At 43.2% G+C, this 23,919-nt stretch carries 18 protein-coding genes; 13 read left to right on the top strand and 5 right to left on the bottom strand.

Annotated elements, in window-relative coordinates; genetic code table 11:
• Positions 1 to 48 precede the first annotated feature (48 nt).
• The gene (locus tag R1T43_RS11265; RefSeq protein ID WP_317348909.1) at positions 49 to 2,022 is read right to left on the bottom strand and encodes a hypothetical protein; all 1,974 of its coding nucleotides are present in this window, start codon (positions 2,020 to 2,022) and stop codon (positions 49 to 51) included.
• 285 nt (positions 2,023 to 2,307) lie between these two features.
• Between R1T43_RS11265 and R1T43_RS11260 the strand changes: the two genes are divergently transcribed.
• From R1T43_RS11260 to R1T43_RS11245, 4 genes are all read left to right on the top strand, one after another.
• Complete coding sequence (locus tag R1T43_RS11260; protein ID WP_317348907.1) at positions 2,308 to 3,012, top strand: spondin domain-containing protein; 705 nt, start codon at positions 2,308 to 2,310, stop codon at positions 3,010 to 3,012.
• A gap of 10 nt (positions 3,013 to 3,022) precedes the next feature.
• Positions 3,023 to 3,745 carry a spondin domain-containing protein gene (locus R1T43_RS11255; protein ID WP_317348904.1) on the top strand — a complete coding sequence of 241 codons (723 nt, stop codon included), beginning with the start codon at positions 3,023 to 3,025 and terminating at the stop codon, positions 3,743 to 3,745.
• A 130-nt stretch (positions 3,746 to 3,875) separates the two neighbouring features.
• A complete protein-coding gene (locus tag R1T43_RS11250) occupies positions 3,876 to 4,589 on the top strand; it encodes a response regulator transcription factor (RefSeq protein WP_256772191.1) in 714 nt (237 codons plus the stop codon).
• Between the two features lie 40 nt (positions 4,590 to 4,629).
• Positions 4,630 to 6,117: a HAMP domain-containing sensor histidine kinase gene (locus tag R1T43_RS11245; RefSeq protein WP_317355784.1), complete on the top strand. Its 1,488-nt coding sequence runs from the start codon at positions 4,630 to 4,632 to the stop codon at positions 6,115 to 6,117.
• A gap of 117 nt (positions 6,118 to 6,234) precedes the next feature.
• On the opposite strand, the gene yfaE is transcribed toward R1T43_RS11245, so the two are convergent.
• The 4 genes from yfaE to ubiG form a co-directional block, all read right to left on the bottom strand.
• A complete protein-coding gene (gene yfaE, locus R1T43_RS11240) occupies positions 6,235 to 6,507 on the bottom strand; it encodes a class I ribonucleotide reductase maintenance protein YfaE (RefSeq protein ID WP_211072154.1) in 273 nt (90 codons plus the stop codon).
• A 24-nt stretch (positions 6,508 to 6,531) separates the two neighbouring features.
• Positions 6,532 to 7,662: a class Ia ribonucleoside-diphosphate reductase subunit beta gene (gene nrdB, locus R1T43_RS11235; RefSeq protein WP_317348897.1), complete on the bottom strand. Its 1,131-nt coding sequence runs from the start codon at positions 7,660 to 7,662 to the stop codon at positions 6,532 to 6,534.
• Between the two features lie 86 nt (positions 7,663 to 7,748).
• Positions 7,749 to 10,070 carry a class 1a ribonucleoside-diphosphate reductase subunit alpha gene (nrdA, locus tag R1T43_RS11230; protein WP_211072153.1) on the bottom strand — a complete coding sequence of 774 codons (2,322 nt, stop codon included), beginning with the start codon at positions 10,068 to 10,070 and terminating at the stop codon, positions 7,749 to 7,751.
• Between the two features lie 554 nt (positions 10,071 to 10,624).
• Positions 10,625 to 11,329, bottom strand: coding sequence for a bifunctional 2-polyprenyl-6-hydroxyphenol methylase/3-demethylubiquinol 3-O-methyltransferase UbiG (ubiG, locus tag R1T43_RS11225; protein WP_317348894.1), 705 nt, complete (start codon positions 11,327 to 11,329; stop codon positions 10,625 to 10,627).
• A gap of 424 nt (positions 11,330 to 11,753) precedes the next feature.
• On the opposite strand from ubiG, the gene gyrA reads away from it, so the two are divergent.
• The 9 genes from gyrA (at position 11,754) to lapB (ending at position 23,917) form a co-directional block, all read left to right on the top strand.
• Positions 11,754 to 14,450: a DNA topoisomerase (ATP-hydrolyzing) subunit A gene (gyrA, locus tag R1T43_RS11220; RefSeq protein ID WP_317348893.1), complete on the top strand. Its 2,697-nt coding sequence runs from the start codon at positions 11,754 to 11,756 to the stop codon at positions 14,448 to 14,450.
• A gap of 96 nt (positions 14,451 to 14,546) precedes the next feature.
• Positions 14,547 to 15,632 carry a 3-phosphoserine/phosphohydroxythreonine transaminase gene (gene serC / locus R1T43_RS11215; RefSeq protein WP_317348892.1) on the top strand — a complete coding sequence of 362 codons (1,086 nt, stop codon included), beginning with the start codon at positions 14,547 to 14,549 and terminating at the stop codon, positions 15,630 to 15,632.
• Between the two features lie 2 nt (positions 15,633 to 15,634).
• Positions 15,635 to 16,915, top strand: a complete 1,281-nt coding sequence (aroA, locus tag R1T43_RS11210) for a 3-phosphoshikimate 1-carboxyvinyltransferase (protein ID WP_317348891.1) — start codon at positions 15,635 to 15,637, stop codon at positions 16,913 to 16,915.
• Positions 16,916 to 17,072: 157 nt separating this feature from the next.
• Positions 17,073 to 17,744, top strand: coding sequence for a (d)CMP kinase (cmk, locus tag R1T43_RS11205; RefSeq protein WP_057791952.1), 672 nt, complete (start codon positions 17,073 to 17,075; stop codon positions 17,742 to 17,744).
• Positions 17,745 to 17,865: 121 nt separating this feature from the next.
• The gene (rpsA, locus tag R1T43_RS11200) at positions 17,866 to 19,536 is read left to right on the top strand and encodes a 30S ribosomal protein S1 (RefSeq protein WP_013784168.1); all 1,671 of its coding nucleotides are present in this window, start codon (positions 17,866 to 17,868) and stop codon (positions 19,534 to 19,536) included.
• Positions 19,537 to 19,612: 76 nt separating this feature from the next.
• Positions 19,613 to 19,900: an integration host factor subunit beta gene (ihfB, locus tag R1T43_RS11195; RefSeq protein ID WP_013784167.1), complete on the top strand. Its 288-nt coding sequence runs from the start codon at positions 19,613 to 19,615 to the stop codon at positions 19,898 to 19,900.
• A gap of 153 nt (positions 19,901 to 20,053) precedes the next feature.
• Entirely contained in the window at positions 20,054 to 22,393 is a 2,340-nt protein-coding gene (locus tag R1T43_RS11190) for a PilZ domain-containing protein (protein ID WP_317348888.1), read from the top strand.
• 95 nt (positions 22,394 to 22,488) lie between these two features.
• Positions 22,489 to 22,746 (top strand): LapA family protein, encoded by a 258-nt coding sequence (locus tag R1T43_RS11185; protein ID WP_057791948.1) that lies wholly within the window; start codon positions 22,489 to 22,491, stop codon positions 22,744 to 22,746.
• Position 22,747: 1 nt separating this feature from the next.
• Positions 22,748 to 23,917 carry a lipopolysaccharide assembly protein LapB gene (lapB, locus tag R1T43_RS11180; protein ID WP_211072148.1) on the top strand — a complete coding sequence of 390 codons (1,170 nt, stop codon included), beginning with the start codon at positions 22,748 to 22,750 and terminating at the stop codon, positions 23,915 to 23,917.
• Positions 23,918 to 23,919 lie beyond the last annotated feature (2 nt).

Below are 23,919 nucleotides of genomic sequence, written 5' to 3'. Positions count from 1 at the left end.
CTAATGAAAGGGGCTTATATAGCTTAATTTTAGCGTATCTAACGTTTATTAATTCAACGGCACGCTACTGTTATGACGAACTAGCCCTTTTAGAGTAGGCATCGTTTTTTCACAGTTTTGCTCAAAGTTCACGGCTAGGCTTTCTACATTGCCATTCTCATCATAACTTAGTTCCAGTATCTCAAATCTTCCACTTAATTCGTTGCAACCTCTGCCCGCGCCCGAGAAATCTAAGCCTGGACCCGTAGGGGATTGAAATGGCCATCTGGTTGCACCTTCATATACCCCAACACCTAATACTTCATCAGTGGGAGAGGCAAGATCTAACGTCCACCAATCGTCGGTTTGATAGTCTACCGATAAGTAATGAGGTGCTTCTTCATGGTTGGTAAAGGTAAATACCCCCTCATTTTCAGTGAACAAGCGCTGTTCGCCGCCACCAACAAAATCACCCACTGGGCTATCGAAGCTTAGGATCGAACGAAGCGGAGCAACGTACGTTAATAACACTTTTTCATTTACGCTATATCCGTATTCCGAGGTAATTACAACTTCGATAGCAAGCTCGCTGTCAGCAGTTTCTGGTACTGTAAATGTTGTGCTAGCGGCGTTTGGTGTTTCAAATACAACACCTGAATCACTCAATTCTTGCCACTGATAGGTAAGTTCACCGTTGGTATTATTGCCTGTTTCCTCTGCGCTTAATGTAGGTGTGTCATTAAATCTATAGAGATTAGTTTGCCAGGTTACCATCGGAATAATGTCGTCACGGGTTCGCACAGACGGAACGTACATATCATAGTTATGTTGGTTAAAGCTTGTAACTATAAAGCTCGATACATCGTAATACGTATCGGCCATCAGGCTTTCTTCTGGGGTAATGGTAACGAGAGCGCCATTAATCTCAACGCTAGCCAGTACCTTATCGAAGGGCCAGTCTTCAGCTTGAAAAGCCATTTCACCATAAGACGCTACAAATGACTCGACAGGTCTTGAAAATACCAACTGGTAGCTGTCATTAAGACCATAATTTGTTAGCGTACTTGTGTTTAGAATTGATACTAGATCAAAGTTATCTGAACGAAACTCGTATATATATGAGCTACGCTGACCATTTAACCCGGTTATCGCGCCATCAATTGTACTGTCCCAAGACAACGAAAAAGAGTCGTCTTTGTATTGAACATCGTATAACGCTGAGTCTTCAACAAAGTTGGCCGTCACTGTTATACTTTCAGTACCGCTTGTTGATATAGTTATTTCACCTTCATTAGGGAACTCGTCAAAATAACCAGAAAACGGGGTAACTTGACTCAGTGAGTATGTCCCGTTTAAGGCTTCATCCCTAATATCACCATCTACACTCACGCTATATTGCGCTTCTGCAAAGTCTTCGCGCTTCACAATTTCCATATTACTAAGCGTAATGATTGTGTCACCGTTTATGTCAACATCAATTTCAGTAGATGTCGTTACGGTCATAACAGACTGAGTGTCTTCACGCTGATAGTTCACACGTAGCGAACCTACCAGGTTTATGCTTTCATCTACCGTTAATGAACTGGCATCAATGGTAATGTCGTAATCCGATTGTTCATTTAATGCACTTACGTCATAACGAACAGTGCCGTTGGCAACACTATTTAAATTGTCAGAGTAACATTCTCTGTAGGTTACCGTTACTTGGTCACCGGCCGAAATCACAGAGTTATCATCGTTATCGGTGAGCGTTTGTTCGTAAACACCTCCATTAAAACAACTTCCTTCTCTGTTGACGCTAATGTGCGCTGTGGTAAACAACGTGTTATGAGCTAAAAAGCTAATTTGCAACAAGCTATCTACTGAAGACAAGCTGATACCACTCGCTACATCGGCATAGTCAGCAAGAGTAACAGGGGGCGTAACTTGAACCGGAGGGGTAACTGGGTCTGCACCACCACCTCCGCCACCACAGGCACTGATAAGCGAAACGGTTAATAACGACAATAGGGGTGTTTTATAATTAATGGGGGCGTACTTCACGTAGACTTCCTTTTCTGATTTACGGTTTTTTAACCGTTTTGTAAATATTAGTAAAGATGCATTTTAGATATTGTTAACAGGATGGCAAGTTAAAAAATATACCTATAGCCCAAACGCTTCAGGTGCTATTTTTCATCAAAAGTCTGCAACCTATACGTACCACTTTTTACAAACCTGTTATGTCATCAGAACATTTTTGTCCCATTTTCTGGATACTTTCGTGACATCTTTCTTTCAGTATTTATAGGGCGTTAACACAAACCTATTTATTACTAAGGAAACATCATGAAGCGATTTAATAAAATTTCTGCAGCGGCATTGCTTGCGTTTGCAAGCCAACAAAGCTTCGCTGCTGATATAACAGTAGAAATTCAGAACTTAACTCATGGGTTGTACTTCACACCTATTGCTGCTGTAGCGCACACTGCCGATGCAAGTTTGTTTGAAGTGGGTGAAGCTGCCAGCACTGAATTACAAATGATGGCCGAAGGCGGAAGCTTAGACGGTATTGCTACCATTGGTACTGCTATTGGCGCAGACGTTATTGCAAATCCAGCAGGCGGGCTTTTAGCGCCAACCATGTCTACGTCAGCCGATTTAATGACAGCAGATGACAATGTTGTGTTGTCTGTGGTTGCTATGATTTTGCCTTCTAACGATGGCTTCATTGGATTAGATAACTGGGCAATTCCAACGGAAGCTGGCACATATACGGTTTACGTAAATGCCTACGATGCGGGAACAGAAGCGAATGACGAACTTCGTGGAAGTGGTGCACTAGGCATGGCGGGTATGCCAGTACCACCACCACTAGACCCTATGTTAGGTACAGGTGGAACCGGTGTAGCGGGCGCAGATACTAACGCTACCGTACATATTCACCGCGGAAACATTGGTGACGACTCGTTAACTGAGGGTGCCAGTGATGTAGACAATGCCGTTCATCGTTGGTTGAACCCAGTAGCTAAAGTAACAGTAACCGTACGATAAGGAGGCTGTTATGCAATATTTAGCCAAACATTATAAAAAAGCATTGGTACTTACTTTACCCTTTTTGCTTGCGGCGTGTGGTGATGACGATACCCGTGAAGTGATAGTAGAAGTTGAAGTGCCAGCTGAAATTCCAGATCCCGTACCGGTATCTTACGATGTCACCGTAACCAATTTAACCAATGGTCAGCCAGTATCACCGCCTGCGGTAGTGCTGCATAGCGAAGGTACGTTGTGGGAAGTAGGTGCAGTAGCATCGGTAGAGTTAGAGCGTATTGCCGAAGTAGGCGATTCAGCCGACTTTTTAACTCTAGGTGATGCAAGTGCTGGAGGCGTAGGGCCAATAACACCGGGCGATCAGCAAACTATCAGTGTATCGATTAATGATATTACCGACGCTAACCTAACGATTGCCGCTATGTTGGGAAATACCAACGATGCCTTTACCGGTATTAATAGTTACAGCCTAGCGAACCTTGAAGTTGGCGCTACCTATACCACCACGCGTCCAGCTTATGACGCAGGTACAGAAGCAAACACTGAAAGTGCAGCGACAGTACCAGGGCCAGCCGCGAACGGAGAAGGCTTTAGCCCTAGTCGTGACGACACAGGGTTTATCTCAATGCACCCAGGTGTGGTTAGCGCTGACGATGGCCTTTCAAGCTCTGCGCTAACGGTTGAACACAAGTTCGATAACCCGGTTATTCGTATTCAAATTACGCGAACAGAGTAATGAGCAGTTATGCCCCTCGTATTAGACAAAAGTCTAATTTAACGGGTAAGTAAATAAAAAGCGTTAATCTTGTGAAAGATTAACGCTTTTCCATCGTTCTATTAGTTTTTGAACTGTGGCTTTCCCAAAAATGACCGACAAAATATTAATCGTTGAAGACGACCAAGATATCGCCAATTTGATGCGGGTTAATCTGTTAGAACTAGGTGTTGAAATAGAACATCAAACTGACGGAAAAATAGCACTGGAATGCGCGTTATCTGATGAATACGCCATTGTGATTTTAGATGTAATGCTACCTAGCATGAGCGGCTTAGATATATGCCGAAAGGTACGCGATGCCTTACCTATGCAGAGCATTATTATGCTTACCTCGAAAACCTCTGAAACCGACAGAGTATTAGGGTTAGAGCTTGGCGCTGATGATTACATGACAAAACCTTTCAGCGTAAGAGAACTGCAAGCAAGGGTGCGTTCTCAGCTTCGAAAATATCATGTGGTGCAACAAACTCAAGCGACTCAACCACAAGCAGATACACCGTTAACACTAGGCCGATTGACTATCGATCAGCGAAACCATCAGGTGTTTTTATCTGAAGAAGAATTGGTACTAACCGCCACAGAATTTGAATTGCTTCATCATTTGGCTAGCCACCCAGGGCAAGTATTTAGTCGTAGTCAGTTATTAGAGTCGGTGTGGGGTTATCACCATAGTGGTTACGAGCACACGGTGAACTCACACATTAACCGGCTGCGTTCTAAATTAGAAAACGATGCCACCGCACCACAAATCGTACAAACCGTTTGGGGTGTAGGGTATAAATTTAATCCTCAAGGAGTCTAACCCAATGAATGGCCACATGATTAACCCCATAAATAGCCCCATGAAATTTGGCTTTTATCCTCGCCTCGCTGTGTGCTTGGTTGGCGTATTTATGGTGGTGATGATTGCCTGTTTTTACTCCACAAATCTATTGCAAAAACGTACCCAACAAGAAGCTGAACAAAAACTGCATATCGGGTTGGCGGAACACTTGGTTAGCGATAATCCACTGCTCAAAGAAGGGGTGTACGATTACGAAGCTCTTGGAAATCTTTTCCATACGCTAATGATACTAGGGCCTAGTTTCGAGTTTTATTATTTAGACCCTAAGGGTACCATACTTACCTATTCAGCTGAACCTGGAAAAGTGAAAGCCACGTCGGTGGATATCGCGCCGATAAAGCAACTGATTAATACCGATCGCGGTTTTCCTATTGAAGGCGATGATCCTAGAAATATTGGCCTGCAAAAAATATTTTCGGCCGCACCGGTTTATAATAATGAACAGCTGCAAGGCTATTTGTATGTAATTATTGGTGGTGAGCGTTATGATTCAATTATCGCAAATTTAAAGAACAGCCAAAGCATGCGTGAAGTGGCGTTGTTCATGTTTGTAGGTTTGTTCTTATTATTGTTGGCGCTTCTTGTGTTGTTCAAGTACTTCACCACACCGTTAAGGCGCTTAAGTGATGATATGGACAGCGTGCGAGAAGCGGATTTTCATCGCGAAAAGTTACCCCCTAACTTGTCTGTATGGAACAGACACAGCGCGAACGAGGTTGACCGCCTAGGCTGTGCGTTTACCGATATGCTTACGCATATAGACAATCAGTTCGACCAGCTTAATAAAATTGATAGCCAGCGTAGAGTATTGTTAGCCGACTTATCTCACGACCTTCGCACTCCTTTGGCTAGCCTTCAAGGCTACATTGAAACGCTGGCGCTAAATGAAGATAGCTTGTCTAAAGAAGATAGAAGGCACTTTGTAGATATCTCTTTAAAAAATGCGAAAAACTTAAAGCACCTTATCGACCAAATATTTGAACTAGCGTATTTAGAAGGCGGCCAGGTTACTTTGCATCAAGAGTCTTTCCCGTTAGGTGAATTGCTACATGATGTAGCCGCAAAATTTGAGCTTGAAGCAAAACAGAAAAACATTGGCATTCAAGTTATTCCTGACCACTTTGAATATTACGTGTTTGCCGATATTGGTAAACTGGAGCGCGTGTTAACGAACCTTATTGCCAATGCCATTCGTCATACACCTGTTAATGGCAAAATAGATCTTGCCGTGGTGCTGCATAATGACAAGTTAAGAGTGGACATTAGAGATACCGGTGTTGGTATAAGCGATAAAGAAATTGCGTATATCTTTGATGCTAGGTATCAAGCCAGCAACACAGAAAAAGACACCTGTAGTCATGCGGGTTTGGGCTTGGCCATTTGTAAAAAGTTAATGATGCTACTTAATTCAGATTTACGAGTAGAGAGTCAATTAGGGAAGGGCACCTGTTTTAGTTTTGAGCTTACTCTCGCGAAAAGCCAATAGCGAGTAGTTGCTAATAAGCACTTCGTAAAATAATACCCGTTTATTAACGGAGCCTTGTAACTACGAAAACTTACAGAGCCAAAAAGGTAGCTGAACAGATAACAGCGTAAAGACAGATTAAAGCGGTACTTTAATTTTAAGCGGGCATAAGGCAACGCAGCAACACGGAAGAATTTCATCATCATCAATAAAGGCGAGGGGATCGGTAGTGTATTCTACTTCGCCTTCAATCAGCTTAGTTCTACACGCACCACAAAAGCCTTCACGGCAATGGTAGTGAATATTGATGTTAGCGGCTTCAAGGGCGGTAAGAAGCGTAAGATCAGGAGGGGAAGAAATACACCCCACATCAACAACGTCGATGCGGAGTGCTTTATCAGTTGTGCTCATTTTTTTCGGTGCTAATTTTCAGCGCTATAGCTCGAAATCAGCAAAATCGTCTTCACTAACAGCAGAGTCAATTTGACCTACCAAGTAAGAACTAATTTCAGACTCTTGTGGTGCTACCTGAACGTTGTCAGAGTTAAGATAGTTGTTCATCCACGGCAGAGGGTTACTGCTGATTTCAAATGGCGCGTCTAGGCCAATCGCCGTCATACGTTGATTAGCAATATATTCAACGTAAGAACAAAGGATTTCTTTGTTAAGGCCAATCATAGAGCCGGTTTTGAATAGGTAATCAGCCCATTCTTTTTCTTGTTCAACCGCATTCATGAAAATAGCGCGCGCTTCTTCTTTGCAGTCTTGTGCAATTTGCGCCATTTCAGGATCGTCTTTGCTTCGTGCCCACAAATTTAAAATATGTTGGGTAGAAGACAAATGCAGGTTTTCATCGCGGGCAATCAAGCGGATAATTTTTGAATTACCTTCCATCAACTTGCGTTCCGCAAAGGCAAACGTACAAGCAAACGACACATAGAAACGAATTGCTTCTAAGGCATTCACTGAGTTCATGCACAAATACAGTTTCTTCTTGAGCTCATACATGTTGATGGTATGTGGCACGCCATCAACTGTGTGCACACCTTCTCCTTGGGTTTGCCATAATTGAGTGGCAAAAATAAGGTCGTCGTAGTACTTCGAAATGTCGGCGGCACGGCGCTTAATTTCATCGTTAACCACAATGTCTTCAAAAATGTCGCTAGGATCTGAAAACAGGTTGCGCAAAATGTGCGTGTAAGAACGAGAGTGAATGGTTTCAAAGAAAGACCATGTTTCAACCCACGTCTCAAGCTCAGGCAATGAGATGATAGGTAGAAAGGCAATATTAGGGCTGCGGCCTTGTACCGAGTCTAATAGGGTTTGGTATTTCAAGTTTGAAATAAAGATGTGCTTTTCAGGGTCGGTTAATTTTTGAAAATCAACACGATCGCGAGATACATCTACTTCCTCAGGGCGCCAGAAAAAGCTAATTTGCTTTTCAATAAGCTTTTCGAAAATGGCATGCTTTTGTTGGTCGTAACGGGCTACATTCACCGGATTACCGAAGAACATAGGTTCAACCAATGGGTTGGTACTTTGCTGATTAAACGTAGTATATTTCATGAGTGCCTAACTAAAAACTTAATGATAAACGCGTTTTATTTATTATGTTCTTGCTGCGATACCGATTTCGCAAAAGCGTGTGCGCGCTATATTTTGCACGCACCGCCTGCACAATCATCGTCTTCTTCTATAACCACTTCTTCTTGACGAGGTAACGGCTCATTGGCTTTAACATCTAATGCTGAAGCGTCTGTCGCACCATCGCGTGTGTTGTGGTAATACAGGGTCTTCACACCCAGTTTGTACGTCGTTAATAGGTCTTTCAGTAACAGCTTCATAGGAACCTTGTTACCGTCATAACGGCTAGGATCGTAGTTGGTGTTAGCAGAGATAGTTTGGTCGATAAACTTCTGCATAATACCTACTAGCTGTAAGTAACCATCGTTCGAAGGGATATCCCACAATAGTTCGTACTGATCTCTTAAGCGCTCGTACTCTGGTACTACTTGCTTAAGTACGCCGTCTTTACTTGATTTAATACTAATAAAGCCACGTGGCGGCTCAATACCGTTGGTTGCGTTTGAAATCTGAGAAGATGTCTCAGAAGGCATCAACGCAGACAAGGTAGAGTTACGTAAACCGTGAGTCTTGATTTCTTCACGAAGGGCATCCCAATCGTAATGAAGTGGCTCGTTACATACGCCATCAAGATCTTTCTTGTAGCTATCGATAGGCATAATGCCTTGCGAATAAGTGGTTTCGTTAAACTTAGGACACGCGCCTTTTTCTTTCGCAAGATTGTTCGATGCTTTCAGTAGGTAATACTGCATTGCTTCAAACGTGCGGTGAACAAGACCATTAGCGCTATGGTCTGAATATTTCACACCATTTTTCGCTAAGTAGTAAGCGAAGTTGATAACACCCACACCTAAGGTTCTGCGTCCCATAGTGGCATTGTATGCCGCTGGAACTGGGTAGTCTTGGTAATCGAGTAGATTATCAAGCGCACGTACTGCAAGGTCTGATAACTCTTCAAATTCGTCTAACGACTTGATGGCACCTAAGTTGAAGGCAGACAGCGTACAAAGGGCAATTTCACCTTCTTCGTCGTTAACGTGCTGCAACGGCTTAGTAGGCAGTGCAATCTCAAGACAAAGGTTACTTTGACGTACAGGAGCCACTTCAGGGTTGAACGGACTGTGAGTATTACAGTGGTCAACGTTCTGAAGGTAAATACGACCTGTGCTTGCACGCTCTTGCATGAACAAGCTGAAAAGCTCCATGGCTTTAATGCGCTTTTTGCGAATGTTGTCGTCGTTTTCGTACTGAACATACAAACGCTCGAATTTTGCTTGATCAGCAAAGAACGCATCGTAAAGGCCAGGTACGTCAGATGGACTAAACAATGAAATATAGTCATCTTTCATCATGCGTTGATACATGAGTTTGTTGAACTGTACGCCGTAGTCTAGATGACGAACGCGGTTTTCTTCTACACCACGGTTATTCTTAAGTACTAATAGCGATTCAACTTCCATATGCCATAGCGGGTAGAACAAGGTAGCCGCGCCACCACGCACACCGCCCTGAGAACAGCTTTTTACTGCTGTTTGGAAGTATTTATAGAAAGGGATACAACCCGTGTGGAAAGCTTCACCACCACGGATAGGGCTACCTAGTGCGCGAATACGGCCAGCATTCACACCGATACCTGCTCGTTGGCTTACGTATTTAACGATAGCGCTAGCCGTGGCATTGATTGAATCAAGGCTGTCGCCCGTTTCAATTAATACACACGAGCTAAATTGACGAGTAGGGGTACGTACGCCAGACATAATTGGCGTAGGAAGCGATAATTTAAACGTAGAAGCTGCATCGTAGAAACGACGAATATAGCTCATACGAGTATCTTTCGGGTAGTTAGCGAACAGACACGCTGCTACCAAGATATAAAGGAACTGAGCACTTTCGTAAATTTCACCGGTTACACGGTTTTGAACCAGGTATTTACCTTCAAGCTGCTTAACGGCGGCGTAGCTGAAGTTCATGTCGCGCCAATGATCGATATAGGTATCCATCTCGGCAAATTCTTCAGCAGTATAATCTTCAATTAAATGCTTATCGTATTTGCCCATCTCTACCATGTTAGTTACATGGGTAAAGAGTGCAGGGGGCTCGAACTGACCGTAGGCTTTCTTGCGAAGGTGGAAAATAGCAAGGCGAGCTGCCAAGTATTGGTAATCAGGTGCGTCGGTAGAAATTAAGTCTGCCGCTGATTTAATAAGGGTTTCATGGATTTCGCTGGTATTAATACCGTCGAAAAACTGAATTTGAGCTTTAATTTCAACTTGAGAAACTGAAACGTTTTCAAGTCCCTTTGCAGCCCATGTCACCACCTTATGAATTTTTTCTAGGTCGATGGATTCTTGTTCACCATTTCGCTTGGTGACGGATAAACTATTATTCATGTTACTCTGGCCGTTGTCTGTTAGCGCGCGAGGCGTGGGTATATCACCCTGTTATAATGTGTATTCTTTTTAGGTTAGTTGTTTCGCTGCGAAGTAATACATCTGCGTAAGACCATTTGCGCGATTTACACAACTAACCACGACCAACCCTAAACTTATTAGCGCATAAGTTTGAGAGGAGCCGCTGAATTCTTTTCATTAATAGTATGTTTTGTCTGATCATCCGAAAAAAACGCAGTGAAAGGATCGTTATCGATCTCAATATTTCCCAAAAATTCGCTTTGGGATCCCGCGTTGGATTAAACACAAGATAGTGAGGTTTGCCTCACAATGCAACCCAATATCTGGTGCTTAAACGACCACTTAAACTGGCACGGATTTTAGGTTAGTAGTGACTAACTTTTTAGCTTTCTACAAGCCTTAAATATACTGATTGCAAGTACTATTCGAAAAAATGATCGAGGCTTAAAATAATTTAACTTAATATCGTACTTAACACCTAAACACGATATGTGGTGTTGAAATTATCAACAAGCCCCAATATGTAGTGCTAATTAATCTTGCGACACCGTATAGAGTAGGTAGTTTACATCTACGTTCCGATCAGACAGATAAAATCCCTGCGAAACAGGGTCCATATGTAAACCGGTCATATCTTTTGGTAGTAAACCCGCATCATCTGTCATTTGCATCAGTTCAGATGGCTTAATGAATCGAGAATGATCGTGCGTGCCTTTTGGCACAAGCTTAAGTAAATACTCAGCGCCAACGATCCCCATTAAATACGACTTTATATTTCTATTTAATGTAGAGAAGAAAACATGCCCGCCAGGCTTAACCAATTTAGCGCAAGCCCGCACGACCGAAGCAGGGTCTGGTACGTGCTCTAGCATTTCCATACAGGTAACAACATCGAACTGGCCAGTATGACTGTCTGCGAATGATTCAGCGGTCACGCAGTGATACTCAACACTAATACCCGACTCCAAACCATGAAGCTTGGCAATTTCTAATGACGCACTGGCCATATCGAGGCCCACCACTTCAGCACCGGCTTTCGCCATCGACTCAGCCAATATGCCGCCACCACAACCAATATCCACGACTTTTTTGTTAAACAAGCCGTTACTGTGTTGGTTAATAAAATCTAAACGAAGTGGGTTAATTAAATGTAGAGGCTTGAACTCACCTTCAGGATCCCACCACCGTGAGGCTAACTCTGAAAACTTATCAATTTCCTGTTCATCAACGTTTGTCATTTAACATTTTTCCTTTCTGCGCCTACTTGTATTTTTTGCACCAATTTATAGAATCGGTTTTGCACACCAATTTTGCAAAAGAACGCGCATGATTGATTCTGCTCAACAGATAGAAGATACCTGCGATTAATTAAACACTGCCTTTATAAGAGCAATAACATAACGCAAAACCAGCGCTAAGGCATCGTTTTTGGAACTCGAATGCGGTTTCAGCTGTCTGCTTGAACGAAAAGTAATCGCTTGTTGATGAGTACGTAAGGAAGGGCAATTAAGCGCTACATAAATGTGTCATCAAGTGTTACACTCGAAGCAAGATTATGACCCCATAATAACAATGCAAATCTATCGTTTGCTTCTCTATATTGTGTAGATTGAGCTAGATTGATAATGCAGAACAAACCGAAATAAAGGGATTAAGCAGTTTATGTCTGATAACGCTAACGAAATCCTCCCCGTTAATATTGAGGAAGAGTTAAAGAACTCCTATCTCGATTACGCGATGAGCGTTATTGTCGGGCGAGCATTGCCTGACGTAAGAGATGGTTTGAAGCCTGTACACCGCCGTGTGCTGTTCGCAATGAACGAACTGAAAAACGACTTCAATAAACCATACAAGAAATCTGCCCGTGTGGTAGGTGATGTAATTGGTAAGTATCACCCACATGGTGATTCAGCGGTATACGATACTATTGTACGTATGGCCCAGCCATTCTCGCTTCGCTACATGTTGGTAGACGGCCAAGGTAACTTTGGTTCGGTAGATGGCGATTCAGCCGCCGCGATGCGTTATACCGAAATACGTATGGCAAAAATTGCCCACGAACTTCTTGCCGACCTCGATAAAGAAACCGTCGACTTCGTACCTAACTACGATGGTACTGAACACATTCCAGAAGTGTTACCTACTAAGGTTCCTAACTTACTGGTAAACGGTTCTTCTGGTATCGCGGTAGGTATGGCAACTAACATTCCGCCACATAACTTAACTGAAGTTATTAACGGCTGTATTGCCCTTATTAAAGACCCATCAATTACGATTGATGACTTAATGCTTCATATCCCTGGTCCTGATTTCCCAACTGCCGCTATAATTAGTGGTCGTAAAGGTATTGATGACGCTTACCGTACTGGTCGCGGCAAAATATACATGCGCGCCAAAGCGGAAATTGAAACGGAAGATAACGGTAAAGAAACCATTATCATCAACGAAATTCCGTACCAGGTTAACAAAGCTCGCTTAATTGAAAAAATTGCTGAGCTAGTTAAAGAAAAACGTATCGAAGGTATTTCTGCACTACGTGACGAGTCTGATAAAGACGGAATGCGTATAGTTGTTGAAGTAAAACGTAACGAATCAGCGGAAGTACTACTTAACCATTTATATGCCAATACTCAGTTACAAACAGTATTCGGTATTAATATGGTTGCGTTAGATAACGGCCAACCTAAAGTCTTTAACTTAAAAGAGACCTTAGAAGCCTTTATTCTACATCGCCGTGAAGTAGTAACACGTAGAACCGTATTTGAACTACGTAAAGCCCGCGACCGTGCACACATCCTTGAAGGTTTAGCCATTGCGCTAGCCAACATCGACCCAATCATTGAGCTAATTAAAGCCTCTCCTGGCCCTGCTGATGCGAAAAAAGCATTAGTTGCGCAAGGTTGGGATTTAGGCGATGTATCGCAAATGCTTGAACGTGCCGGTGATGATGCTGCACGTCCAGATTGGTTAATGCCTGAGTTTGGTATTCGTGATGGACAATACTTCCTTACTGAACAACAAGCACAAGCTATTCTAGACCTTCGTCTGCATAGACTTACTGGTCTTGAGCACGAAAAAATTCTTGAAGAATATAAACAGCTTCTAGACGTTATTGCTGAACTACTTCACATCCTTAATAGCCCAGAGCGATTAATGGAAGTGATTGAAGAAGAGCTTGAGAAAATTCGTGACGAATTTGGTGACGAGCGCCGTACTGAAATTACTGCTGCTAGTCACGATATTGATATTGAAGACCTGATTGAACAAGAAGACGTTGTTGTTACCTTGTCTCGTGAAGGCTATGTGAAGTATCAAAAACTAAACGATTATGAAGCGCAGCGTCGTGGTGGCCGTGGTAAATCGGCAACTAAGATGAAAAATGAAGACTTCATTGAGAAACTATTAGTGGCCAATACCCATGACCACATTCTTTGTTTCTCAACCCGAGGCCGTTTGTACTGGCTGAAAGTTTATCAATTGCCGTTTGCGAGCCGTAATGCCCGTGGTCGTCCAATTGTGAACATTCTTCCTTTAGAAGATAACGAGCGTATTACTGCAATCTTACCTATCAAAGAATTTGAAGAAGGTAAGTTTGTATTAATGGCTACGGCTAACGGTACCGTGAAGAAAACAGATTTAAGCCTTTATTCACGTCCACGTTCAAGCGGTATTATTGCCGTTAACTTGAACGAAGGTGACGAACTTATTGGTGTTGACATTACCCATGGTGACGACGACATTATGTTGTTCTCAGACGCAGGTAAAGTGGTTCGCTTTAACGAAAAACTTCGTGATAGCGAAACAGGTAACGTTAAGTTAGATCCTGAAACTGGCGAAGAACTATTAGCACTACGTCCAATGGGCCGAACTGCTACTGGTGTTCGTGGTATCAGATTACAAGACGACCAACGCGTTGTTTCCCTAATTGTACCTCGTGGTGATGGTCCTATCCTGACTGCCACAGAGAACGGTTTTGGTAAACGTACGCCACTTGAAGATTACCCAGCGAAGAGCCGTGCTACACAAGGTGTAGTATCCATTAAGGTTTCTGAGCGTAATGGTAAAGTGGTTGGCGCGGTTCAAGTTGATGAATCCAATGAAATTATGCTTATTTCTGACCAAGGTACCCTAGTACGTACCCGCGTTGGCGAAGTGTCAGTAGTAGGAAGGAATACCCAAGGTGTTCGCTTAATCCGTACTGTTGAAAACGAGCATGTTGTTGGCTTACAACGTATAGAAGAAGTAGTTGAAGAATTGCTAGAGCTAGATGAAGATGGCAATCCAATCGCTATAGAAGAACCTATTGAGCAAGAAGAAAACGCTGCACAAGACGGCGACAGCTCAACGACAGAAGAGTAGGGTATTGCCCGCTTAATTTAAAAGCGGGCAGTTATCGGTGTTCTTTATTACAAGCGGCTTAGGCCGCTTGTTATTTTATAGGTGTTGAAAAACGCAATGAAAGAGGTTTTCAATTTTAGCGCTGGCCCGGCAAAGTTGCCTGAAGCCGTAATGCAAAAAGCACAAGCTGAATTTACTAACTGGCGCGACTCAGGTTGCTCGGTAATGGAAGTCAGCCACCGTGGAAAAGATTTCATCGAGATAGCAGCCAAAGCTGAACAAGATTTGCGCGACTTACTCTCGGTTCCTAAAAATTACCATGTTCTTTTCACCCATGGCGGTGGACGTGGTCAATTTGCAGCTGTTCCCCTTAATTTATCGTCTGCGTCAGACACCAGCCTTCACTTAGTGAGTGGATCTTGGTCTGATGGTGCAGTAAGCGAAGCAGCAAAATACAACAACGCTGTGGTAGTTGGTGAGCTTTCTAAAAAAGATGGGTTGCATTACATGCCTCAACCATCGCTCGCCAATGTAGACCAATCAGCAGCGTATTATCATTTCTGTCCAAACGAAACCGTTGACGGTATCGCGTACGATTGGTTACCAGAGTCTGGCGATGTGCCGCTGGTTTCTGATATGTCGTCTACCATATTGTCTCAGCCTATTGATGTTGCTAAACACGGTCTTATTTACGCCGGTGCGCAGAAAAATATTGGCCCAAGCGGTTTATCGGTCGTGATTGTCCGTGAAGACTTGGTGGGTAAAGCTCGCAAAGAAACACCGTCAATTTTCGACTACGCATTAGCAGCGAAAGCTGATTCGATGTACAACACGCCACCTACGTTCTCGTGGTATTTGGCGGGGTTAGTGTTTGAATGGCTTAAAGAGATGGGCGGCGTTGATGCTATGGCAAAACGCAACAGCGAAAAAGCGTCACTGTTGTATTCTGCTATCGACAGCTCAGATTTTTATGCTAGCCAAGTACACCCAGACAACCGTTCTAAAATGAACGTGCCGTTTCAGTTGGTTAACCCTGAATTAGACGCGCTATTTTTAAGCCAAGCACAAGACGCTGGCTTAATGGCATTAAAAGGCCACCGCTCTGTAGGCGGAATGCGTGCCAGCATCTATAACGCTATGCCTGTTGAAGGGGTAATGGCGTTAGTAGAATTTATGCGTGAATTTGAACGAGTAAACGGGTAGTCATGGAACAGTTAACATTAGAACCTATTAGCAAAGTATCAGGGATAGTAAATGTTCCTGGGTCTAAAAGCCTGTCGAACCGAGCGTTATTGCTTGCTGCACTAGCTGAAGGTGAAACCGAACTAACAAACTTGCTTGATAGTGAAGATATTGAGCATATGCTAAATGCGCTAACTAAACTTGGCGTAACGTATTCACTTAGTGAAGACAAAACCCGCTGTAAAGTGGTGGGTAATGGCGGGGCATTTTCAGTTGCTGAGCCATTAGAGCTTTTCTTAGGTAACGCGGGCACAGCAATGCGCCCACTATGCGCAGCATTAGCAGCCAGTAATGTACAAGTAGTCCTTACCGGTGAGCCGCGCATGGAAGAGCGCCCTATAGGCGATTTGGTTGATGCATTACGAGAAGGCAATGCAGAAATTGAATACCTTAAAAACGATGGTTTTCCACCGCTACAAATTAAGGGTAAGACTTTGTCCGGCGGTGAAATGGAAGTAGACGGTAGTGTATCTAGTCAGTTTTTGACTGCACTTTTAATGTCTGCACCCTTGTTTACAGGTGACGTTACCATTCGCATTAAAGGCGAATTAGTGTCAAAACCGTACATCGATATTACCTTAGATACCATGGCGAAGTTTGGTGTTGAAGTAAATAACGATAACTATCAAACATTCACCATAACGGCAGGACAATCATATCGTTCGCCGGATAAATTTATGGTGGAAGGTGATGCTTCATCGGCTTCTTACTTCCTTGCAGCCGGCGCCATTAAAGGTGGAACGGTACGCGTAACCGGAATTGGCCAAAATAGCATCCAAGGTGATATTCGCTTTGCAGATGTGCTTGAAGCGATGGGCGCAAAAATCGCGTGGCATGATGAATATGTGGAAGTAACAGGGGCGCCACTTAAGGGTGTAGACATGGATATGAACCATATTCCTGATGCGGCCATGACTATTGCTACTACTGCGCTGTTTGCCGAAGGGCCAACCAGTATTACTAACATCTATAACTGGCGAGTAAAGGAAACTGACCGTTTAAACGCCATGGCCACTGAACTTAGAAAGTTGGGTGCAGAAGTAGAAGAAGGGCATGACTATATTAAAGTATGGCCAACGGATTCGTTAAAGCATGCTGCCATTGATACCTATAACGATCATCGCATTGCTATGTGTTTTTCGTTAGTGGCGCTCAGTGATACGCCGGTAACCATTAACGACCCAGGTTGTACCCGCAAAACCTTCCCTGACTACTTCACGCGGTTTGCCACACTCTATTCTTAGTCTGCAAAAAGACCCCATTTCGTTTATAGCGTATTATTTTTAAAACGAAATTTAGCCTTATGTACAATGCCATCAACGTTCGATGGCATTGCTTATCTCTACTTAACGCGTATAATTGCGCGCGATTTTTACGTATTTTATAAATTCTGGAGCAGGTATGCATTCTACACCCGTAGTCACGGTTGACGGTCCCAGCGGTGCAGGTAAGGGAACGTTAAGTAGCTTACTCGCAAAGAAGCTTGGTTGGCACTTTTTAGATAGCGGCGCGATTTATCGTGTGCTTGCTGTCGCTGCGCTTCACCACGACTTGCCGTGCGACGATGAAGAATGTGTTGTTCCGTTAGCAACCGGTCTCGACGTAAGTTTTGAGACAGATAAAGACACCACACGCGTTATTTTGGAAGGCGAAGACGTTACTGACGACATTCGTACTGAAGATGTAGGTAGTGTTGCATCGAAGGTTGCTGCGTTACCTCGCGTTCGAGAAGCATTGCTTCGACGCCAGCGAGCTTTTCAACAAGATCCAGGCCTTGTTGCCGATGGTCGAGACATGGGTACGGTCGTTTTTCCAGACGCACAGGTGAAGTTATTTCTTACTGCTAGCGCTGAAGCCCGTGCCGAACGTCGCTATAGCCAGTTGAAAGCTAAAGGTATGGATGTTAATATTGCGCGCCTTTTAACCGATATCAAGGCGAGAGATGAGCGAGATACACAACGTTCAGTCGCTCCATTGGTACCGGCACAAGATGCGGTAATTATAGACTCAACTGATTTGGATATTGACCAAGTCTTTGAAAAAGCGATGGATATCATCAATTCGCGCCTTTAAGTAAGGTGAGTTTTTAAGGTATTCAAAGCAGTGCTACCACAGGGAGTGGCGGCTTTTACTAATAACCCCACGTTATCCGGATTTGAAGCGTGGATATCAACTTAAAGTTAATTTAAACCTTATGACTGAAAATTTTGCACAACTTTTTGAAGAAAGCTTACAAGAACTAGAAACACGTCCAGGTTCAATTGTAAAAGGTACTGTAGTTTCTATCGACAAAGACATCGTTCTTGTTGATGCAGGCTTGAAATCAGAAAGTGCTATCCCAGCTGACCAATTTAAAAACGCTGAAGGCGAGCTTGAAATCGCTATCGGTGACGAAGTAGATGTAGCTCTTGACGCAGTAGAAGATGGTTTCGGTGAAACTATTCTTTCTCGCGAAAAAGCGAAGCGTCACGAAGCGTGGGTTGAGCTGGAAAAAGCTTACGATGATAAAGTTACCATTAAAGGTATTATCAACGGTAAAGTTAAAGGCGGTTTCACTGTTGAAGTTAACACAGTGCGCGCGTTCCTTCCTGGTTCATTGGTTGATGTACGTCCAGTACGTGACACAACTCACCTTGAAGGCAAAGAGCTAGAATTTAAAGTTATCAAACTTGACGCTAAGCGTAACAACGTTGTTGTTTCACGTCGTGCCGTTATTGAAGCAGAAAGCAGCGCAGAGCGCGAATCTCTTCTTGCTAACCTTGAAGAAGGCCACGAAATCAAAGGTATCGTTAAGAACCTTACTGATTACGGAGCATTCGTTGACCTTGGTGGCGTAGACGGTCTACTACACATTACAGATATGGCTTGGAAGCGCGTTAAGCACCCAAGTGAAATCGTAAATGTTGGTGACGAAATCAACGTTAAAGTACTTAAGTTCGATAAAGAGAAGCAACGTGTTTCTCTTGGCATGAAGCAAATGGGCAACGATCCATGGCAAGAAATTGCTTCACGTTACCCAGAAGGTACTAAGATCTCTGGTCAGGTTACGAATCTTACCGATTACGGCTGCTTCGTTGAAATCGAAGACGGCGTTGAAGGTCTTGTACACGTTTCTGAAATGGATTGGACTAACAAGAACATCCACCCATCTAAGGTTGTTAACCTAGGTGACACAGTTGACGTTATGGTTCTTGAAATCGACGAAGAACGTCGTCGTATTTCTCTAGGCCTTAAACAGTGCATCGACAACCCTTGGGAAACTTTCGCTAAGTCACACGAAAAAGGTGACAAAGTGTCTGGTAAGATCAAGTCAATCACTGACTTCGGTATCTTCATCGGCCTTGACGGCGGCATCGACGGTCTAGTTCACCTTTCTGACATTAGCTGGAACAAGTCTGGTGAAGACGCTGTTCGTGACTATAAGAAAGGCGACGAAATCTCAGCTGTTGTTCTTCAAGTTGACCCAGAGCGTGAGCGTATCTCTCTTGGCGTTAAGCAAATCGAAGAAGACCCTTTCAACAAGTATCTGACAGATAACAAGAAAGGTGCTATCGTTGTAGGTACGGTTACTGAAGTTGACGCTAAAGGTGTTACAGTTAACCTTTCTGAAGAAGTTGATGGCTACATCCGCGTTGCAGATTTATCTGTTGACCGTATTGAAGACGCAACTGAAGCTGCTAACGTTGGCGACAGCATCGAAGCGAAATTTATGGGCGTTGACCGTAAAAACCGCACCGTTAACCTATCTGTGAAAGCAAAAGATCAGGCTGACGAAAAAGAAGCTATCGACAAGGTTAATCAGCAAGAAGATGCTGGTTTTGCTAGCGCAATGGCAGAAGCATTTAAAGCTGCTAAAGGCGAATAATAAGCTATATGTGGGAGTGTCCAGCACTCCCTTGTTCGCAGTAGCTGTTTAACTATAATATTGAAACGAGGTTTGTATGACCAAGTCTGAATTAATTGAACGGCTCGCGGATCAAGCGCGTCAAATTCCTGCGAAAGATCTTGAACTGGCAATTAAAGAACTTCTCGAACAGATGGCCCAGACCCTTCAAAAAGGGGATAGGATTGAAATTCGAGGATTCGGTAGCTTTTCATTACATTACCGCGCTCCGCGCGTGGGACGTAACCCGAAAACTGGCGAAACAGTAGAGTTAGATGGCAAATATGTCCCTCACTTTAAGCCAGGTAAAGAGCTTCGAGAAAGAGTAGACGCCTCCATAGCTTAAATAAAAAAAACCGCACTTGTTGCGGTTTTTTTATATCTATTGAAAAAAAATTTGGTATATTCGTAACTTAAGTTTAAATTAATATCTGGATGCAGGTTTTATTTTCAAATCTGAATAGATTGTAGTTAATTAAATACGGTGCATGGTGTACCAATGTCGGCCGGCGAAGAACAACAAATTATAAAGCAATATCAGCCGCTTATTCGTGCCTTGATCCCTTATGAGCAACAAAACCGCTTATTGGAAGGTATTAATAAATTTTCAAAACGGCTCCCAGGCAATATCCGCAAAATCATTAAAGAAGAAGTTGTAAGGCTTACGTCTCTAACTGATGCATCTGCGGATAATTCTGCATTCGCCAAATTCCCTGTTATGAAGTTTAAGCATTTTGGTATTCCCATGCGCTTAGACAAAGTGGGCGCTAAAATCCTTCAAAATGAAACTGCCTTATATCAAGAGCGATATACGGTAGGCGTGTTTGAATCGGTAATGAACTCCGACTTTTATCAAACACAAATCAAGCGCGATCAATTTAAAAAAATTGTTGAAGCATTCAATGTTGAAAGCCAATCATTTACCGATATCGATTTTGGTGACGACATCGCCGTTCGGCCCAACTTCACGGTATCTTCTGTAGATTTTGAAAAGGGCAGGCATTGCACGGTTAGCTCGCTTTCGTTTACGGGTATTGCTGTAGAAACAAAACGACCGCCTAACGTAACCACCGGTGATATTGTTACCTTCGTTATCCCTGAGGTGATGGGGTTAACTACTGAACCTACAGAAATTACCTACGAACTCGATGCCATTAAATATAATAAGCACTTAGGTAAGTACGAGTCATTTTTTACGATTTCATCTGAAACCGATCTTAGCCTGCTTAATAATTTAAAGCGCTACATTAAAGGCACCTCGTATAAACAGCCCTTGCAGCGAGACTTAGAAATTGAAAGGGCAATGCAAGACCTTGAGCGAGACCGTATTTTAGAAAACAGCCCATGGTTGCCGGTGTTTCTTTCAGCCCATCAAAAATCACTCAAACCCATTATTGCGCTATTTACTAAAGCGAATGTGGATAATAATAATTCAGAAAAATTACTGGCCAGCCTGCAAGACAAAGCGCATTTTGAAAATCTGGTTCAAGAACTAAATAAGTACAATGAAGCGTTTATTTTTCACGGAGTCATTAAAACCAAAAGCGGTGCAATTACCATCACGGCAACGCATCGCCAATTAGTAGAACTTGGACAACTCAATGCCATAATATATCTACTGGTTAAAAGCGGCGAGTTCACTTGCACGCAGTGCCGCTTAGAAGATGTGAGCCGTGAAGACAAAGTAAAAGCCTTCGCTATTCATGATATTCCTAGCAAAGAGTTTGAGCACCTAGCTGCGTTAAGCCATGTAATGTACTGCCGTGATATTTCTATGTACCTTACTAACTTAACCCTTAGCGAGAAGTGTGATTTTAAGCCCTTATCGAAAACACTACGTGCTTCTGGCGATAATTGGTCTATTGATTTCGTGATGGAAGATGACCTTGATAGGCGCTCTGAAACCCGTTATATCATCGATAAGGCAGCGATGATAAAAGTAGGGCTGCTATCTTCAATTGATGTTCGCGTTGCCGATTTGTCTGCCAGTGGCATGAAGTTAATGGTTGCCCCAGGCACTGAACTGCAAAGCGAAGTGCGGGTATCGGTCCCCGACCTTAAAATCAAAAACGAGAAATACAAAGTTGTTCACTACGACGCCACGTCGGGCGTTGTGCGCTTATGCTTAGAAGATGTGAAAAAATCTAAGGCAGGGGCAAGTGTTGATGCCATGGTTGAAGAAAATACCGCGTATTTCAAAATTAGAGACATAGCCCGTATTCAACGCTCAACTCACCGATTCATTTGGGAATTAGCCGTACGGCATATGCCTTCGCTTGCTGTGCTGTGCGTAATGAATAGGCATATTCTGGATAGGCTCAAAACCGTTTATCAAAGTGATTCATCTGACGATTTATACCCTTTTTCTCGTACCGCCAACATTATTCCATTGCATGGTTTTTTTGCCGATAAAGCAGTGGCCAAGCCTAAATCGATGATGCTTGAAGCCATGTTTAAAGGCGATGTTGAAAACAACCTTGTAGTGCATTGTGTACGTAAAAGCGACAATCGCTTGGTATACATTAAAGAAAGCGATTTTCTTTATTCGAAATTGCGCACGCAAATTCAAAATCAGTTAGAAGAAGAGAAAGTGCAGGTGAGTGCCACTAATGTCACAGCTATACGCTGTTATGGCGCCACCACACCGCTGACGAAGAAACGTTTAGCACAGCTGTCTAAACTTGATAAGGCAATGTACGATAAATTAGAAACCATGCAAGCTGGCTATACACACTGTATTTTTGTGACTAATATGACTGCATTGCATCACGACTTGGTTATGGCCAAATTAATTGCAAAGCAAGAGCGCCCTTTATCTGAAGATGAAGCCACCGCGTAACGCTAACGTAAGCTCAACTAAAACCTTGGGTTTTGGTGTTATCTCTTGCTGCATTTTGCTATTCTTTATTAATTACGTACAAGAAGGGTTTGGTCTTGAAAGGGATCCTCACAATACTCGCCATTTTGATATTACTGACATTTGCTTTTGTCATTGGCACACAAAACGAAGCCTATATCACCGTTAACTATCTTATTGCTCAAGCTAACATGCGGGTTTCCACCCTTATTGCGATTGCGCTTTCTTTGGGGGTGTTAGTAGGGATACTTATTATGTCAGCAAGCTGGTTACGTTTACGCGTTCAGTTGTTGTCGGCGAATTCAAAAATCAATAGCCTGAAAAAAGAACACTAATATGCTCGAACTGCTGTTTTTACTTTTGCCTGTTGCAGCAGGTTACGGATGGATTATGGGCCGTAACAGTGTTCGCCAAGCACAACGTAAACAGTCTAGTATTCTTTCTAAGCATTACTATAAAGGCTTAAACTTCCTCCTTTCCGATCAACCCGATAAAGCGGTAGACACGTTAATTAAAATGATTAATGTGAACAGCGACACGGTTGAAACTCATATTGCGATGGGCAGCTTTTTTCGTCACCGGGGCGAAATAGACAGAGCCATTAAGGTTCACCAAAACCTAGTAAGCCGAGACGAGTTGCAACCCACGCAACGTGAAAGTGCGCTAAAAGAACTTGGCCATGATTACACTCACGCCGGTTTTTTAGAGCGGGCTGAAAATGCTTTTCTTCAACTACTCAATAGCGACAAACACTATTTGGTAGCACAAACACAGTTATTTAGTATTTACCAAACCACGAAAGAGTGGGACAGAGCCATTGAGCTTGCCGAACGCATGGTGGAATGCCATGGCGACAACGATGATGTGTGCGAACGTTTAGCGCATTTCTATTGTGAGCACGCGGTAGCGAAACTAAAAGACGATGAGCAGGGTTCTGCGTTATCTTTACTTCAAAAGGCCGTTAATGCCGATGAGCATGCAGTAAGACCTTGGTTAATGCTTGGACAGCTAGCACTTCAACAACAACGCTACACTGACGCACGGGCTTATTTTGTACAAGTGGCCGAGCGTGATATCAATTGGTTCAGTGAGGCGGTGCCCAGTTTAGAAAAAATTGCGGAAGAAACCGGTGATTGGGATAGTTTCGAGGAAAGCTTAGAAGCCCACTGGCAAGAGTGTGCAACCTCGTACCTTGCCATGGTTGATGTATTGCTTAAAAAAGGCGATACCACTCAAGCAGCAGATTACCTATTAGAACAATTACGTAAACGCCCAACCATGCGTGGTTTTAAAACCCTGATGGGTTTATATATCGATCAATTAGACGATAAGACCTCAGCAGAGAGTTTACGTATATTAAAAGAATTAGTAGAGAAGCAAATGATGCAACGCCCTAAATACCGCTGCCATAGCTGTGGATTTTCTGGGCGTAAACTCTACTGGCTATGTCCTTCATGTAAAAAATGGGGCGTAGTAAAACCGATAAAAGGGCTAGACGGAGAATAACT

The organism is Alteromonas sp. CI.11.F.A3, from assembly GCF_032925565.1.
In the GTDB taxonomy this organism is placed as follows: domain Bacteria; phylum Pseudomonadota; class Gammaproteobacteria; order Enterobacterales; family Alteromonadaceae; genus Alteromonas.
Note: the sequence above shows the minus strand (reverse complement) of the source record. Positions and strands in the feature narration are given on the sequence as shown.